Below are 16,156 nucleotides of genomic sequence, written 5' to 3' on the forward strand. Positions count from 1 at the left end.
GAGCCTGCCATGGCCAGACCCGGATTCCGCTTAGCTGTGTTCGCCACCCTGCTGGCACTGCTGGTCGTCCTGCTCGGTGCCTACACCCGCCTGACCCACGCCGGGCTCGGCTGCCCTGACTGGCCTGGCTGCTATGGCTTCATCAGCGTGCCCAAGAGCGAAGCGCAGCTGGCCCATGCCGAGCTGCACTTCCCTGACCACCCGGTGGAAGAAGCCAAGGGCTGGGCCGAGATGGTCCACCGCTACTTCGCCGGCACCCTCGCCGTGGTGATCGCCCTGCTCGCCTTGCAGGCACTGCGCTTGCATGCCCGCGATGGCCAGCCTTATCGCCTACCCTTGCTGTTGCTGGGCGTGGTGCTGGCGCAGGCGGCGTTTGGCATGTGGACCGTTACCCTCAAGCTGTGGCCGCAAGTGGTCACCGCGCACCTGCTGGGCGGCTTCACCACCTTGAGCCTGCTGTTCCTGCTGTCCCTGCGTCTATCCCGAGCCTTTGCGCCCTTGCCGAAATTGCCGCTCAGCCTACGGCGGATCGCCGCGCTGGCGTTGCTGGTGGTGATCGGCCAGATCGCCCTGGGTGGCTGGGTCAGTGCCAACTATGCGGCGGTCGCCTGCATCGACCTGCCCACCTGCCATGGCCAATGGTGGCCGGCGGCAGACTTCAGCAACGGCTTCCACCTCACTCAGCACGTTGGCCCCAACTACCTGGGAGGGCAGCTCGACAGCGATGCGCGCACGGCCATCCATATCAGCCATCGCCTGGGCGCGCTGCTGGTGACCTGTGTACTGCTGATGCTCAGCTGGAAGTTGCACCGCTGTGGCCTCACTGGTCTGTCGCGGGTGGTGTTGCTGGCGCTGGCCTTGCAGATCGGCCTGGGCATCAGCAATGTGCTGTTCCACCTGCCATTGGCCGTGGCGGTGGCGCATAACGCCGGTGGGGCGCTGCTGCTGCTGAGCATGGTGCTGGTGAACTATCGCATCCGCGTGGTCGACAAGGTGCGTGTCGGGGTTGGCCATGGCTGGCGCCTGCGGCCCGTGGCCGGGGTGAGCATCAGCCATCACATGAGGAACGATTCGTGGCGACGCTTCTGAGCGCACGGCGTGCCGGCTGGCGCGATTACCTGGAGCTGACCAAGCCCAAGGTGGTGGTGCTGATGCTGATCACGTCGCTGGCGGGGATGTTCCTGGCGACCCGTGCCGGGGTCGGCTGGAGCGTGCTGCTGTTCGGCAACCTGGGTATTGCCCTGTGCGCGGGCAGCGCGGCCGTGGTCAACCATGTGGTGGACCGGCGCATCGACGCCCTGATGGCACGTACCCATAAACGCCCGTTGCCCCAGGGCCGGGTCGAGCCGTTGCCGGCCTTGCTGTTCGCCCTGGCCCTGGCGCTGCTTGGCATGGCCTTGCTGCTGGTGTTCACCAACGCCCTCACCGCCTGGCTGACCCTGGCCTCGTTGCTCGGTTACGCGGTGCTCTATACCGGCTTTCTCAAGCGTGCCACGCCGCAGAACATCGTCATTGGCGGCCTGGCTGGCGCCGCTCCGCCGTTGCTGGGCTGGGTTGCAGTGAGCGGCCATGTCAGCGCCGAGCCTCTGCTGCTGGTACTGATCATCTTCGCCTGGACGCCACCGCACTTCTGGGCGCTGGCCATCCACCGCAAGGAAGAGTACGCCAAAGCCGATATCCCGATGCTGCCGGTCACCCATGGCGAGCGTTACACCAAGCTGCATATCCTGCTGTACAGCCTGATATTGCTGGCGGTGAGCCTGCTGCCGTTTGCCATCCACATGAGCGGCCCGTTGTACCTGGCATGCGCCCTGGCGCTGGGCCTGCGCTTCCTGCAATGGGCCTGGGTGTTGTACCGTGGCAGCCGGCCGCACGCGGCGATCGGCACCTTCAAGTACTCCATCGGCTACCTGTTCGCGCTGTTCATCGCATTGCTCGTTGACCACTACCTGTTGCTGAATCTATGACCCGAACCCAGAAAACCGTCTTTATCCTCGTCGCCCTGGTCGCGCTGATCCTGGGCCTTACCGTCAACAAGGTGCTCAATGGCCGTGGCCAGCTCAACCCCACCGAACTGATCGACGCTGGCATCATTCTGTTGCCGCAGAGCCGCACGGTGGCTGACGTGACCATGACCAACCAGGATGGCCAGCCAGTACAGCTGGACGACCTGAAGGGCAAATGGTCGCTGCTGTTCTTCGGCTACACCTACTGCCCGGACATCTGCCCGACCACCTTGGCCCAGTTGCGCCAGGTGAAGAGCGAGCTGCCCAAGGAGGCCGTGGACCGGCTGCAGGTGGTATTGGTGAGCGTGGACCCGAACCGCGATACGCCGAACCAGCTGAAGCAGTACCTGGGCTATTTCGACAAGGATTTCGTCGGGGTGGCGGGGTCGATCGAAGATACCCAGAAGCTGGCCAATGCCTTGAGCATTCCGTTCATTCCGGCGGATACCAGCAAGCCGGGGTATACCGTGGATCACAGCGGCAACCTGGCGATCGTCGGGCCGGATGGGCGCCAGCGTGGGTTCATTCGTGCGCCGTTCAACAACCAGAAGCTGGTGGCGCAACTGCCCGGGCTGGTTAAACGGGATTGATGGGGCTTTAAAAGCTTCGCGGGCAAGCCCGCTCCCACAGTGATATCGACAAGCCTGAGGCTAGCGGTAATCCTGTGGGAGCGGGCTTGCCCGCGAAGAGTCCAGCGCGATGTGACGGCTTAGAAGGCCGGAACCACAGCGCCCTTGTACTTCTCGACGATGAACTGCTTCACCTCAGGCGAGTGCAGGGCAGCCGCCAGTTTCTTCATGTCTTCCGAATCCTTGTTGTCCGGGCGGGCAACCAGGATGTTCACGTACGGCGAGTCGCTGCCTTCGATGGCCAGCGCGTCCTTCTCCGGGTTCAGCTTGGCTTCCAACGCGTAGTTGGTGTTGATCAGGGCGGCATCGACCTGGGTCAGCACGCGCGGGATGGTGGCCGCTTCCAGCTCACGGAATTTCACGCTTTTCGGGTTTTCGGCAACGTCCTTCACGGTAGACAGGATGTTGGTGTTGTCCTTGAGCTTGATCACGCCGGCCTTGTCCAGCAGCAGCAGGGCACGGCCGCCGTTGGTGGCGTCGTTGGGGATGACCACGGTGGCGCCGGAGGACAGCTCGTCGAGCTTCTTGATCTTGGTCGAATACACGCCCAGCGGCTCGATGTGCACACCGGCAACGCTGACCAGGTGGGTGCCCTTGGCCTTGTTGAACTCATCCAGGTACGGCTGGTGCTGGAAGAAGTTGGCATCCAGACGCTTTTCCGCCACTTGCACGTTCGGCTGGATGTAGTCGGTGAACTCCTTCACCTTGAGGTTGACGCCCTCTTTCGCCAGTTGCGGTTTGATGAAGTTGAGGATCTCGGCGTGCGGCACCGGGGTGGCGGCGACGGACAGATCACCGGCATGGGCCGAGAAGGCCGCGACGGCGGCAGCGACAGCAAGCAGCTTCTTCATGAATCACTCCTTGTGAGGGCCGCGACGGCCCCCGAACGGGTCGGCCGGGCCGACCCCATTGGGGTTACTTACGGGAAAAATGCACGACCAGTTTGTCGCCCACACTCTGCAGGACTTGAACCAGCACCAGCAACAGCACCACGGTGACCACCATCACGTCGGTCTGGAAACGCTGGTAACCAAAGCGGATGGCCAGGTCGCCAAGGCCTCCAGCGCCGACCACACCGGCCATGGCGGTGTACGACACCAGGGTGATGGCGGTGACGGTAATGGCCGCGAAGATGCCCGGGCGGGCCTCCGGCAGCAGCGCGCTGGTGATGATCTGGCGGGTGGTGGCGCCCATCGACTGGGTGGCCTCGATGATGCCGCGGTCCACTTCGCGCAGGGCGGTTTCCACCAGGCGCGCGAAGAACGGCGTGGCACCCACCACCAACGGCGGGATGGCGCCAGCGACACCCAGCGAGGTGCCGGTGATCAACACGGTGAACGGGATCATCACGATCAGCAGGATGATGAACGGCAGCGAGCGCAGGATGTTGACCACCAGCGACAGCAGTGCGTACACGCCCTTCTGCTCGAACATCTGCTTCGGCCCGCAGAGGAACAGCAGTACCCCCAGCGGTAGGCCGAGCAGCACGGTGAAGAACAGCGAGCCGAACAGCATGATCATGGTATCGACGGTGGCCAGCCAGATCTCGGCCCAGTCGACATTGGCGAAGAAATTCAGGGCGTCCATCAACGCAGTACCTCCATATGTACATCAGCTGCCTTGAAGCGGGCGAATGCCGCTTCCATGTCTCCGCCGATCAGGGCGAGGGTGAGCTGGCCATAGGGGACATCCTTGATGCGGTCGATACGCCCGGCGAGGATGCTGTAGTCCACACCGGTTTCGCGGGCCACGGTACCCAGCAGCGGCGCGTAGGTGGCGTCGCCCTGGAAGGTCAGGCGCACGATACGGCCTGGCACGTGGGCGAAGTCGTCGCGCTGCTCGCCTTCGTCGACCTGCTCGTCTTCCTGAACGAAACGCTTGGTGGTTGGGTGCTGCGGGTGCAGGAACACCTCGGCCACCGAGCCTTGCTCGACGATCTGGCCGGCATCCATCACCGCCACGCGGTCGCAGACACGGCGGATCACGTCCATTTCGTGGGTGATCAGCACGATGGTCAGCTTCAGCTCACGGTTGATCTCGGCCAGCAGTTGCAGCACCGAAGCGGTGGTCTGTGGGTCGAGGGCGCTGGTGGCTTCGTCGCACAGCAGGATCTTCGGGTTGGTTGACAGCGCGCGGGCGATGCCGACGCGCTGCTTCTGCCCGCCGGAAAGCTGGGCCGGGTACTTCTTCGCGTGGTCCTGCAGGCCGACGCGGGCCAGCAGCTCGGTGACACGCTGGTCGATCTCGCTGCGCGACAGCTCGCCGGCCAGGGTCAGCGGCAGGGCAACGTTGTCGGCGACGGTCTTGGACGCCAGCAGGTTGAAGTGCTGGAAGATCATGCCGACCTGTTGACGGAAGCCGCGCAGCTGGCTGGCGTTGAACGCGGTGACGTCTTCGCCGTCGACGATGATCGTGCCGCCGGAAGGCTCTTCGAGGCGGTTGATCAGGCGCAGCATGGTGCTTTTACCGGCGCCGGAATGGCCGATCAGGCCGAACACCTGGCCATTTTCAATGGTCAGGCTGGTCGGATTCAGTGCGGGGATTTCCCTACCGGCGACGCGGTAGGTCTTGTGTACCTGTTGGAACTCGATCACGTAGCGAACCTTGTGGGGCGCATGAAATTTGGGTCAGCGGTTAGCTGGGGTCGCGCATTTTAGCCTTTTCCCATAGCTGTTCTTAGCATTTATTTCGTAATGCACCAATCCTTCGGGCATATCGCGACAACCGGTAATTCTGATTGAACGCTCGGCAAAGCCCTCCAGTCACTACTTGAACAAGCCCGTCAGGGGCACGCCTGAAGACTGATAAGGAGAGCCGTGATGCCCAGCAAGAAACCGGATTCGCCGAAACAGAGCCAGCTCGCCGGTACCGACACCCCCGACCGGGCCAACTCCAACAGCAAACTGCAGGCCCTGGAGGCGGCTCGCAGCGATGCCACCGGCCAGGCCCTGCGGACCAACCAGGGCGTGCGCATAGCCGACAACCAGAACACGCTCAAGGCCGGCCCGCGCGGACCGTCGCTGCTCGAAGACTTCATCATGCGCGAGAAGATCACCCACTTTGACCACGAGCGCATCCCTGAACGTATCGTTCATGCCCGCGGCACCGGCGCGCATGGCTTCTTCCAGAGCTACGGCAATCACGCCGAGCTGACCAAGGCGGGATTCCTGCAGGACCCGGAGAAGATCACCCCGGTGTTCGTGCGGTTTTCCACCGTGCAAGGCCCGCGCGGGTCGGGCGACACGGTGCGCGACGTGCGTGGGTTCGCCGTGAAGTTCTATACGGATGAAGGCAATTTCGACCTGGTGGGTAACAACATGCCAGTCTTCTTCATTCAGGACGCGATCAAATTCCCGGATTTCGTGCACGCAGTGAAACCGGAGCCGCATAATGAAATCCCCACCGGTGGTTCGGCCCACGACACCTTCTGGGATTTTGTCTCGCTGGTGCCTGAATCCGCCCACATGGTCATCTGGGCCATGTCCGACCGCGCCATCCCGCGCAGCCTGCGGATGATGGAAGGCTTCGGCGTGCATACCTTCCGCCTGATCAATGCCCAGGGCGTGGCGAGTTTCGTCAAGTTCCACTGGAAGCCGCGCCAGGGTGTGCACTCGCTTTTGTGGGACGAGGCTCAGAAACTTGCAGGCAAAGACACCGATTTTCAGCGCCGGGACCTGTGGGAAGCCATCGAGACGGGCGATTATCCGGAATGGGAACTGGGCGTGCAGATCGTGCCCGAGGCGGATGAGCACAAGTTCGACTTCGACCTGCTCGACCCGACCAAGATCATTCCCGAAGAGCTGGTGCCGGTTACGCCGCTGGGCAAGATGGTGCTCAACCGTAACCCGGACAACTTCTTCGCTGAGGTGGAGCAGGTTGCCTTCTGCCCAGGCCATATCGTGCCGGGAATCGATTTCACCAATGACCCGTTGCTGCAGGGACGGCTGTTCTCCTACACCGACACCCAGATCAGCCGTCTTGGTGGGCCGAATTTCCACCAGATCCCGATCAACCAGCCCGTTGCGCCAAACCACAACAATCAGCGCGATGCGCTGCATCAGCATGTGGTGCACAAGGGGCGAGCTTCCTATGAGCCTAATTCGATCGATGGCGGCTGGCCGAAAGAAACGCCACCGGCTGCCCAGGATGGGGGCTTCGAGAGCTACCAGGAACGCATCGACGCGCACAAGATCCGCCAGCGCAGCGAGTCATTCGGGGATCACTTCTCCCAGGCGCGGCTGTTCTTCCAGAGCATGAGTCCGACCGAGCAGCAGCACATCATCAAGGCCTACAGCTTCGAGCTGGGCAAGGTGGAGCGTGAGCACATTCGCGCGCGCCAGGTGAATGAGATCCTTGCCAACATCGACCTGAAACTGGCCGCCGCCGTCGCTGCCAACCTCGGCTTGCCGGCTCCCAAGGCCGGTACGGTGCAGGTCAAGGGTAGCCAGCTTGCGAAATCGCCGGCCTTGAGCCAGATGAACCACCCAGGCGTGGTCGGCATCAAGGGGCGCAAGATCGCGGTGCTGGTAGCCGATGGCGTAGATGGCGCAAGCGTCGACAAGCTGGTCAAGGCGCTGGAGGCCGAAAGCGCTCGGCCGAGGCTGCTGGGGCCTACTTCGGCGCCAGTCAAGACGGCGGATGGCAAGCAGTTACCCGTAGATGCATCGATGGAGGGGATGCCGTCGATCATGTTCGACGGGATTGTCGTGCCCAAGGGGGTGGACAAGGCCTTGGCTTCCAGTGGGCTGGCGAAGCACTTTCTGCTGGAGGGCTACAAGCATCTGAAGGCGATGGTGCTGACCAAGGACTTGATGAACAGTCTGGGGCTCAAGGAAGACAAGGGTTTGCTGCTTGGGGACGAGCAGAAGGTGGTCGATGCCTTTGTCAAAGCAGTTGAAGGGCATCGGGTGTGGGAGCGGGAGGCTGCCGCAGAGGCGGTACCCGCCTGACAGGGCCTCTTCGCGGGTGAACCCGCTCCCACAGGTACTGCATCGCCTTCAAGGCCTGTGTAATCCCTGTGGGAGCGGGTTTACCCGCGAAAGCTTTAACGCTGATGCGGGACCAGTACCACCTGGGCCGGCATCGAGCGCTGAATCTCATGCTTCTGCTTCAGCTTGAACCCGCTGTCGAGCTTGTGCACGCGCTTCTCCAGCAGGCTCTTCAACCAAGGTGCATCCTGGGTACGCGGCACCTGGAACACCACCTCGCACTGGTAATTGACCACGTCCTTGGCAATCTCGTCGAGCTGGCGACGCATTGCCCGAATGTCGGTGGTCTTCAACGCAATCACGGTGCTCGGCGCCGTCGGGTCGATCACCCGTGGCTGGGGCTTGGTTTCGGCTGCCTTCAAGGCCGCTTCTGCTTTCTCCAGCTCGGCCTTGCGCGCCTGGGTCACGGCATCGCCACCGGTCACTGCCGGTGCCTGGGGCATCAGTGCCCGGGCCCGGGCCAGCGCGGTGGCGGCAGCGTTGACGTCGCCCTTTTGCAGCACGATCTGGCTGCGTTTCAGGTAGGCCTCTGCCAACTGGCGCTGGTTTTGCTCCAGGCGTGCGTCATCAGGCGCCTGCGCCTGCAGGGCAGCCAACTGGTCTTCGGCGGTGGCCAGCTCGTTGCTGGCGATACTCTGTTGCAGCTGCTGCCAGGCATCGGCTTGGGCAGGTGCATCGGCCTGCTCGACCGGCGCGCTGGAACACGCTGCCAGGAACAGGGAAAACGCGGCAACAAGCAGATAACGGGATGCGAACGGCTTCATTCCTGCGACTCTCTATTTGCGCAAAAAGCGAGCAAGTCTACACCCAGGTGCGCACGCTCGAAAATAAGTCTTACAGACCCTTTACCCGCTAAAAGGTTGCAGGGTGCACCGGCGTGCACCCCGTTTTTCAGCGTTTTGGCAGGGCCAGGCTCAGCAAGAATAGCACCGCCGCGCAGACCACGATCGATGGCCCGGCCGGGGTGTCCTTGAACCAGGACATGGCCAGACCGCCGCACACCGAGGTGATGCCGATCAGCGTGGCGGCCGCTGCCATCTGCTCTGGCGAGCGGGCGTGACGCTGTGCCGCAGCGGCGGGAATGATCAGCAGCGAGGTGATCAGCAGCACGCCGACGATCTTCATGGCCACGGCGATCACCACAGCGATCAGCAGCATCAGCGCCATGCGCAGGCCCGCCACCGGCAGCCCTTCGACCATGGCCAGTTCCTCGTGCACGGTGATCGCCAGCAACGGCCGCCACAGCGCGGCGAGCAGCAGCAGGACCAGCGCGCTGCCGCCCAGGATCCAGGCCAGGTCGCTGGTGCTGATGGCCAGCAGGTCGCCGAACAGGTAGGCCATCAGGTCGATGCGCACGTCGTGCATGAAACTCAGCACCACCAGGCCCAGCGACAGGGTGCTGGGGGCAAGGATGCCGAGCAGGGTATCGGACGCCAGTGGCTGGCGTTGCTGCAAGGTCACCAGCAGGATCGCCAGCAGCAGGCAGCCCACGGTCACCGCCAGGGCCGGGCTGACATCCAGCACGAAGCCCATGGCCACGCCCAGTAGCGCGGCGTGGGACAGGGTGTCGCCAAAGTAGGCCATGCGCCGCCACACCACGAACGAGCCGAGCGGACCCGCCACCACTGCCAGGGAAAGACCCGCAAGCAAGGCGTAGAGAAGAAAATCAGCCATGCTTGCAGTGCTCTCCGTGAACATGGGCGCCAGGGGCGACGACCGAGCCGTGCAGGTCGTGGCTGTGGTCGTGATGATGGTGGTAGACAGCCAGGCTTGGGGCGTTCTGGCCGAACAGCTCGACAAAGGCCGGGTCGTTGCTGACCTGCTCGGGGTGGCCCGAGCAGCACACGTGGCGGTTCAGGCAGACCACCTGGTCGGTGGCGCTCATGACCAGGTGCAGGTCGTGGGAGACCATCAGCACGCCGCAGCCGTGGCGGTCGCGCAGGCGGGTGATGAGGTTGTACAGCTCGGTCTGGCCGACCACGTCGACACCTTGAACCGGCTCGTCGAGCACCAGCAGCTGCGGCTCGCGCAGCAGCGCCCGGGCCAGCAGCACGCGCTGCATCTCGCCGCCGGAAATGGTCTGGATCGGGCTGTCGATGACCTGTTCGGCGCCCACTTCCTGCAATGCCGACAAGGCAGCCGCACGGTCTACGCCGGGCACCAGGCGCAAGAAACGCAGCACCGACAGCGGCAGCGTGGCGTCCACCTGGATCTTTTGCGGCATGTAACCGATACGCAGCTTCGGCTTGCGCCAGACCTTGCCGCGGTGTGGCTTGAGCAGCCCCAGCACGGCGCGTACCAGGGTGGTCTTGCCGGCGCCGTTGGGGCCGATCAGGGTGACGATCTGGCCGGGCGCCACCGACAGGTCGATGCTGTCGAGCACGGCCTCGCCGGCGAAGCTGACACCGACCTGCTCAAGGCGGATCAGGGCGTCGCTCATGCTGCGCTCCGGCAGTTGGCGCACAGGCCGACGATTTCCACTGTCTGGGTTTCGACGCTGAAGCCGACGCCCTTGGCGCTGTTGATGATGGCGTCGCTGATGCTGTCCTGCTCCAGCTCGATGGCCACATGGCAGGCACGGCAGATCAGGAACTGGCCCTGGTGCGCGTGCTCCGGGTGGCTGCAGCCGATGAAGGCGTTGAGCGAGGCGATGCGGTGCACCAGGCCGTTTTCCAGGAGGAAGTCCAGGGCGCGGTACACGGTCGGCGGCGCGGCGCGACGGCCATCCTGCTCGCTGAGCACGGCGAGGATGTCATAGGCACCCAGCGGCTTGTGGCTCTGCCATACCAGCTCCAGCACACGCCGGCGCAGTGCGGTCAGGCGCAGGCCCTGGCGCGTGCACAGGGCATCGGCTTCGGACAAGGCGCTGTGCACGCAATGGGAATGATCGTGGGGACGGTGAGCCAGCGGCGTGATGGACATGGGCAGCGACGGTTCTGGATGGAGACGTTATTATGTTACCTGTTTCTGACGAGTCGAGTATTCATCGTGTCCCGATTCCTTGTGCTTTTTGTCGCTTTCATCGCCTGCTCGGCACAGGCCGACGTGCGTGTGCTGACCAGTATCAAACCGCTGCAGCAGATTGCCGCCGCTATCCAGGATGGCGTGGGTAGCCCAGACGTGTTGTTGCCGCCTGGCGCTTCGCCGCACCACTACGCCCTGCGCCCCTCCGATGTGCGCAAGGTCGGCGATGCCGACCTGCTGTACTGGATCGGCCCGGACATGGAGAACTTCCTGCCCCGGGTGCTGGGCAGCCGCAGCAAGCCGACCGTGGCCGTGCAGTCGCTGGCGGGCATGAAGCTGCGCCACTTTGGCGAAGACAGCCATTCCCATGAAGAGGCGGATCAGGACGACCACGACCATGATCACCGCCCGGGCAGCCTGGATGCGCACCTGTGGCTGTCGTCGGTCAACGCCCGGGTGATTGCGGCTAAGATGGCGGCTGACCTGGCGACGGCCGACCCGGCCAACGCCGCGCGTTACCAGAGCAACCTGAAGGCCTTCGACGAGCGCATGGATGCCCTCGATGCACGGATCAAGGCGCGTGTGGCGGGTATCGCCGGCAAGCCCTATTTCGTGTTCCACGAGGCGTTCGACTACTTCGAGTCGGCCTATGGTTTGCAGCACACTGGCGTGTTCAGTGTGGCGTCCGAGGTGCAGCCGGGCGCGCAGCATGTGGCCGCGATGCGCAAGCGCCTGCAGGAAGTGGGCAAGACCTGTGTGTTCAGTGAGCCACCGCTGCGGCCGCGCCTGGCCGAGACACTGACGGCCGGGCTGCCGGTTCGCCTGGCGGAGCTGGATGCCCTGGGTGGTGCCGACCCGGTGGATGCCAAGGGCTATGAGCGTTTGCTCGAAAAGCTGGGTGGTGACCTGGCTGGGTGCCTGGAACAGTTGTAAGCCTTGGGTTTTTCTTCGCCTGCGAGATCGAGCGCCGCCCGCGCGGCGCATCGCGAGCTGCGCTCGCTCCTACGCTTGTTTCGGGCCAGTAACGCCTGCGGCAGGCGCGCGCGACCGCCTTGTTTGCACGGCGCAATATCGCGCCTTGCGCCAGGGCGTTCGTGCGCAAATTCCACAGGAATAATTGGCCCGAAACAAACGTAGGAGCGAGCGCAGCTCGCGATGCGCCGCGCGGGCGGCGCTCGATCTCAGAGGGCGAACGGAAGGTGCAGGGCGACTTGCTGGCGCTGCGCCAGGCGCACCTCGAACTCGCTCGGGTCATGGATCATCACATCCATCCCGGCAAACGATTCTGCGGCAATCAGGCGCGACAGCCAGAAGCGCACGCAGCCTACCCGCAACATTTCCGGCCACAGCTCGGCTTCGGCAGCGGTAAACGGCCGCAGCGCCGCATAGGCCGCCAGCAGCGCCTGGGCCCGTGGCATATCGATCGCGCCGTGCTCATCCAGGCACCAGTCGTTCACGGTGATGGCGATGTCATACAGCATCGGCCCGGAACAGGCGTTGTAGAAATCGATGACACCGGTCAGGTGGGTCCCTTCGAACATCACGTTGTCGCGGAACAGGTCGGCATGCAGGTTGGCCCGCGGCAAGGCCAGGATCTGCGCCTTGTGCGCGGTGATCTCGTCCAGCGCAGGCTGCAACAGGCTTGCCTGCTCGGCGCTCAGGCGCGGCAGCAGTTCGGCACCGGATGCCAGCATCCAGTCCAGGCCGCGGTCGGTGCGGCGCTCGATGATGCGTTCGCGGGTGGCCAGGTGAATGTGCGCCAGCAGCTCGCCAACCTGGGCGCAGTGCTGGGCGTTCGGTGCCTTGATGTGCTTGCCCGACAGCCGTGGCTGCAGCAAGGCCGGCTTGCCGCACAGCTCGCGCAGGGCATTGCCGTCACGGTCACGCAGGGCGTAGGGCACCGGCATGTCGGCGCCGTGCAGCACGTCGAGCAGTTCGATGAAGAACGGCATGTCCTCGACCGGGCCGCGTTCGACCAGCGTCAGGACGAACTCCCCCTGTTCGAGGCTGACGAAGAAGTTGCTGTTCTCGGTACCGGCGGCAATGCCCTGGAAGTCGAGCAGACGGCCCAGCTCGTACGGCGCCAGAAAGGTTTCCAGCTCAGGCCGGGTCACGGGGGTGAAGACTGACATGATGAAAAAAAGCCCATACGGGCACTTCCGCCGGGAAGTGCCGGGTTGATGTGAACGGTGCGCGCGTCAGATTACCACTCGAAGATCTTCCAGGACGGGATCAGCATGTCCGGTTGGTCGGAACGAATGAAATTGGCATCAGTGCCATCGGCGCGGACCAGGAAATACGGCTTGCCGTTTTTCGGCGTGATCTTGATCGCATACAGGAAGCCGTTCTGCCGGTATTCCTGGATGGTTTTATCGCCTTCCGTGCGAATGGTCACCTCGGGATCGGCCGAGGGGGCGTCTTCCGCCGCCAGGGTGACGACCGGCATGGTTGCCAACAGGCCGAGCAGTAACAGGCGATTGAGTGTACGCATGATAACCTAGTCCCTTTGTCGTCATTGATCCGGCTATTCTAGCTCCGGACCCGCCGAAAAGGTTGATTCTGCTCATGAGCCAAGCGCCCCTCGTCCTGGTGGACGGTTCCTCCTACCTCTACCGCGCCTTCCATGCGCTGCCGCCGCTGACCACTTCCAAAGGCATGCCGACCGGCGCGGTCAAGGGTGTGCTGAACATGCTCAAGAGCCTGCGCAAGCAATACCCCGACAGCCTGTTCGCCGTGGTCTTCGACGCCAAGGGCGGGACCTTCCGCGATGCCATGTTCGCCGAGTACAAGGCCAACCGCCCGAGCATGCCTGATGACCTGCGCGTGCAGGTCGAGCCGCTGCACGCCAGCGTCCGGGCGCTGGGCTACCCCTTGCTGTGCGTCGAAGGCGTCGAGGCCGATGACGTGATCGGCACCCTCGCCCGCAGCAGCGCGACCCAGGGCCGGCCGGTGATCATCTCGACCGGCGACAAGGACATGGCGCAGCTGGTGGACGGCCACGTGACACTGGTCAACACCATGACCGGCAGTGTGCTGGACGTGGCCGGCGTGCACGAAAAGTTCGGCGTTGGTCCGGAACACATCATCGACTTCCTTGCCCTGATGGGTGACAAGGTCGACAACATCCCGGGCGTGCCGGGTGTCGGTGAAAAAACCGCTGTTGGCCTGCTGACCGGAATCGGCGGCGGCCTGAGCGACCTGTACGCCAACCTCGACAAGGTTCCGGCCCTGGCCATCCGGGGTGCCAAGACCCTGCCCGCCAAGCTTGAAGAGCACCGCGACGCGGCGTTCCTGTCCTATGAGCTGGCCACCATCAAGTGCGATGTGCCGCTGGAGGTGGAAGTCGAAGCGCTGGTCTGCGGCGAGCCTGACCGCGAGGCGCTGCTGGCGCTGTACACCGAGATGGAGTTCAAGAGCTGGATCGCCGACGTGCAGCGCGATGCAGCCAAGGTCGGCGATGCCGTCGCCGCGGTCGAAGTGCCGGCCGCCACGGTCGAGCCCAAGTACGAGACCATCCTCGACCAGGCGCGCTTCGACGCCTGGCTGGATAAGCTGCGCCAGGCGCCGCTGTTCGCCTTCGACACCGAAACCACCAGCCTGGACGCCCAGCAGGCGCAGCTGGTTGGCCTGTCGTTCGCCGTCGAGCCCCATGAAGCGGCCTATGTACCGCTGGCCCACGACTACGAAGGCGCGCCGGCCCAGCTGGACCGCGAGGCGGTGCTGCTGGCGTTGAAACCGCTGCTGGAAGACCCGGCCAAGGCCAAGGTCGGGCAGAACGCCAAGTACGACATCAACATCCTCGCCAACACCTCGCCCGCCATCGAGATGCGCGGCGTGGCCTACGACACCATGCTCGAGTCGTACGTGCTCAATTCCACCGCCACCCGTCATGACATGGACAGCCTGGCGCTGAAATACCTCGACCACACCACCATCGCCTTCGAGGACATCGCCGGCAAGGGTGCCAAGCAGCTGACCTTCAACCAGATCAACCTGGACAAGGCCGGCCCTTACGCCGCCGAGGATGCCGACATCACCCTGCGCCTGCACCACGCGCTGCAGGCGCGCCTGGCGCAGACGCCAAGCGTGCAGCCGGTGCTGATGGACATCGAGATGCCGCTGGTGCCGGTACTGGCCAAGATCGAGCGCCAGGGCGCATTGGTCGATGCGGCGTTGCTGCAGGTGCAAAGCGGCGAGCTGGGCGTGAAGATGGCCGAACTGGAGCAGCGCGCCTACGCGCTGGCCGGCGAGGAATTCAACCTTGGCTCGCCCAAGCAGCTGGGGGCGATCCTCTACGACAAGCTGGGCATGCCAGTGTTGAGCAAGACCGCCAAGGGCCAGCCTTCCACCGCCGAAGCGGTGCTCGACGAGCTGGCCGAGCAAGGTTATCCGCTGCCTGAGGTGCTGATGCAGTACCGCAGCCTGAGCAAGCTCAAGAGCACCTACACCGACAAGCTGCCGGGGCAGATCAACCCGCGCACCGGGCGCATCCACACCTCCTACCAGCAGGCCGTGGCCGCCACCGGGCGCCTGTCGTCCAGCGACCCGAACCTGCAGAACATCCCGATCCGCACCGCCGAAGGCCGGCGCATTCGCCAGGCCTTCGTTGCCAGCCCCGGCTACAAGCTGGTGGCGGCGGACTATTCGCAGATCGAACTGCGCATCATGGCCCACCTGGCCAAGGACGAAGGCTTGCTGCACGCCTTCCGCAACGATCTGGACGTGCACCGCGCCACCGCCGCTGAAGTGTTCGGCGTGGCGCTGGAAGAGGTCACCACCGACCAGCGCCGCAGCGCCAAGGCCATCAACTTCGGCCTGATCTACGGCATGAGTGCGTTCGGCCTGGCCAAGCAGATCGGCGTCGACCGCAAACAGTCGCAGGATTACATCGACCGCTACTTCGCCCGCTACCCCGGCGTGCTGGCCTACATGGAGCGCACCCGCGCCCAGGCGGCGGAGCAAGGTTTCGTCGAAACCCTGTTTGGCCGCCGCCTGTACCTGCCGGACATCAACGCCAAGAACCCGGCCTTGCGCAAGGGTGCCGAGCGCACGGCGATCAACGCGCCGATGCAGGGCACTGCCGCCGACATCATCAAGCGCGCCATGGTCAACGTCGACAACTGGCTGAGCGCCAGCGGCCTGGACGCACGCGTGATCCTGCAAGTGCACGACGAACTGGTGCTGGAAGTGCGTGCGGACCTGGTCGAGCAGGTGAAAGATGAAATTCGCACGCACATGAGCAGCGCCGCACAGCTGGATGTTCCGCTGGTGGTCGAGGCAGGTGTTGGTTTGAATTGGGACGAAGCTCACTGATTGGGCAGGGAAAGGTGTGTAGGATCTGCGACGTAGTGACGCGGATCCTGGCATGGCTCGATGCCATTAGTTCGGGAGTTTCATGAAACTATCGCAAATAGTTTTGAGGGCTCCGGAACTAAACCGGTGAAGCGGAACTCAGAGTAACTGAATGGCTGGTGAAGCCTTTCGATGCTCCTATGTTGTGTTAAGTGTTGGCAGATACCTGGACCCCGCCCTAGCGGTCCAGACTTGAACCCCGAACTTCCCCCTCCCC

General features: G+C 63.9%; 15 protein-coding genes. 6 read left to right on the plus strand and 9 right to left on the minus strand.

Annotated features, from left to right (window positions below; all coding sequences use genetic code 11):
- The first annotated feature begins 9 nt into the window (after positions 1-9).
- The 3 genes from OCX61_RS00340 to OCX61_RS00350 are packed head-to-tail and all read left to right on the plus strand — an operon-like array spanning position 10 to position 2,596.
- Positions 10-1,089, plus strand: a complete 1,080-nt coding sequence (locus OCX61_RS00340) for a COX15/CtaA family protein (protein ID WP_261942168.1) — start codon at positions 10-12, stop codon at positions 1,087-1,089.
- Positions 1,074-1,967 (plus strand): heme o synthase, encoded by an 894-nt coding sequence (gene cyoE, locus OCX61_RS00345; RefSeq protein WP_261942169.1) that lies wholly within the window; start codon positions 1,074-1,076, stop codon positions 1,965-1,967. Before OCX61_RS00340 ends, cyoE begins: the two co-directional genes overlap by 16 nt.
- Positions 1,964-2,596, plus strand: a complete 633-nt coding sequence (locus tag OCX61_RS00350) for an SCO family protein (RefSeq protein WP_085676613.1) — start codon at positions 1,964-1,966, stop codon at positions 2,594-2,596. The genes cyoE and OCX61_RS00350 overlap by 4 nt, the downstream gene beginning before the upstream one ends.
- Positions 2,597-2,715: 119 nt before the next feature.
- On the opposite strand, the gene OCX61_RS00355 is transcribed toward OCX61_RS00350, so the two are convergent.
- The 3 genes from OCX61_RS00355 to OCX61_RS00365 all read right to left on the minus strand — a co-directional run bounded on the left by OCX61_RS00355 (position 2,716) and on the right by OCX61_RS00365 (position 5,229).
- Positions 2,716-3,486 (minus strand): MetQ/NlpA family ABC transporter substrate-binding protein, encoded by a 771-nt coding sequence (locus OCX61_RS00355; RefSeq protein WP_261942170.1) that lies wholly within the window; start codon positions 3,484-3,486, stop codon positions 2,716-2,718.
- A 64-nt stretch (positions 3,487-3,550) separates the two neighbouring features.
- Positions 3,551-4,222 carry a methionine ABC transporter permease gene (locus OCX61_RS00360; RefSeq protein ID WP_010951513.1) on the minus strand — a complete coding sequence of 224 codons (672 nt, stop codon included), beginning with the start codon at positions 4,220-4,222 and terminating at the stop codon, positions 3,551-3,553.
- Positions 4,222-5,229 carry a methionine ABC transporter ATP-binding protein gene (locus tag OCX61_RS00365; protein WP_085676615.1) on the minus strand — a complete coding sequence of 336 codons (1,008 nt, stop codon included), beginning with the start codon at positions 5,227-5,229 and terminating at the stop codon, positions 4,222-4,224. Before OCX61_RS00365 ends, OCX61_RS00360 begins: the two co-directional genes overlap by 1 nt.
- 225 nt (positions 5,230-5,454) lie before the next feature.
- Here OCX61_RS00365 and katE point away from each other — a divergent pair, with 225 nt between their 5' ends.
- Positions 5,455-7,584 (plus strand): catalase HPII, encoded by a 2,130-nt coding sequence (katE, locus tag OCX61_RS00370; RefSeq protein WP_261942171.1) that lies wholly within the window; start codon positions 5,455-5,457, stop codon positions 7,582-7,584.
- Between the two features lie 95 nt (positions 7,585-7,679).
- Here katE and OCX61_RS00375 read toward each other — a convergent pair whose 3' ends face one another.
- The 4 genes from OCX61_RS00375 to zur all read right to left on the minus strand — a co-directional run bounded on the left by OCX61_RS00375 (position 7,680) and on the right by zur (position 10,545).
- Positions 7,680-8,387, minus strand: a complete 708-nt coding sequence (locus OCX61_RS00375) for a PA5502 family lipoprotein (protein ID WP_261942172.1) — start codon at positions 8,385-8,387, stop codon at positions 7,680-7,682.
- Positions 8,388-8,514: 127 nt separating this feature from the next.
- On the minus strand, positions 8,515-9,297 hold the full coding sequence (gene znuB / locus OCX61_RS00380; protein WP_261942173.1) for a zinc ABC transporter permease subunit ZnuB: 783 nt from the start codon (positions 9,295-9,297) through the stop codon (positions 8,515-8,517).
- Entirely contained in the window at positions 9,290-10,063 is a 774-nt protein-coding gene (znuC, locus tag OCX61_RS00385; RefSeq protein WP_085676619.1) for a zinc ABC transporter ATP-binding protein ZnuC, read from the minus strand. The genes znuB and znuC overlap by 8 nt, the downstream gene beginning before the upstream one ends.
- Entirely contained in the window at positions 10,060-10,545 is a 486-nt protein-coding gene (gene zur / locus OCX61_RS00390; protein WP_261942174.1) for a zinc uptake transcriptional repressor Zur, read from the minus strand. The genes znuC and zur overlap by 4 nt, the downstream gene beginning before the upstream one ends.
- 18 nt (positions 10,546-10,563) lie before the next feature.
- Here zur and OCX61_RS00395 point away from each other — a divergent pair, with 18 nt between their 5' ends.
- Complete coding sequence (locus OCX61_RS00395) at positions 10,564-11,520, plus strand: zinc ABC transporter substrate-binding protein (protein ID WP_261942175.1); 957 nt, start codon at positions 10,564-10,566, stop codon at positions 11,518-11,520.
- Positions 11,521-11,768: 248 nt separating this feature from the next.
- Here OCX61_RS00395 and OCX61_RS00400 read toward each other — a convergent pair whose 3' ends face one another.
- Both OCX61_RS00400 and OCX61_RS00405 read right to left on the minus strand, forming a co-directional pair.
- Positions 11,769-12,719, minus strand: a complete 951-nt coding sequence (locus OCX61_RS00400; protein WP_261942176.1) for a homoserine kinase — start codon at positions 12,717-12,719, stop codon at positions 11,769-11,771.
- Positions 12,720-12,790: 71 nt separating this feature from the next.
- Positions 12,791-13,078 carry a DUF2782 domain-containing protein gene (locus OCX61_RS00405; protein ID WP_027917186.1) on the minus strand — a complete coding sequence of 96 codons (288 nt, stop codon included), beginning with the start codon at positions 13,076-13,078 and terminating at the stop codon, positions 12,791-12,793.
- 74 nt (positions 13,079-13,152) lie between these two features.
- On the opposite strand from OCX61_RS00405, the gene polA reads away from it, so the two are divergent.
- Positions 13,153-15,900 carry a DNA polymerase I gene (gene polA, locus OCX61_RS00410; RefSeq protein WP_261942177.1) on the plus strand — a complete coding sequence of 916 codons (2,748 nt, stop codon included), beginning with the start codon at positions 13,153-13,155 and terminating at the stop codon, positions 15,898-15,900.
- Positions 15,901-16,156 lie beyond the last annotated feature (256 nt).

The organism is Pseudomonas sp. LRP2-20, assembly GCF_024349685.1.
Classification (GTDB): Bacteria; Pseudomonadota; Gammaproteobacteria; order Pseudomonadales; family Pseudomonadaceae; genus Aquipseudomonas.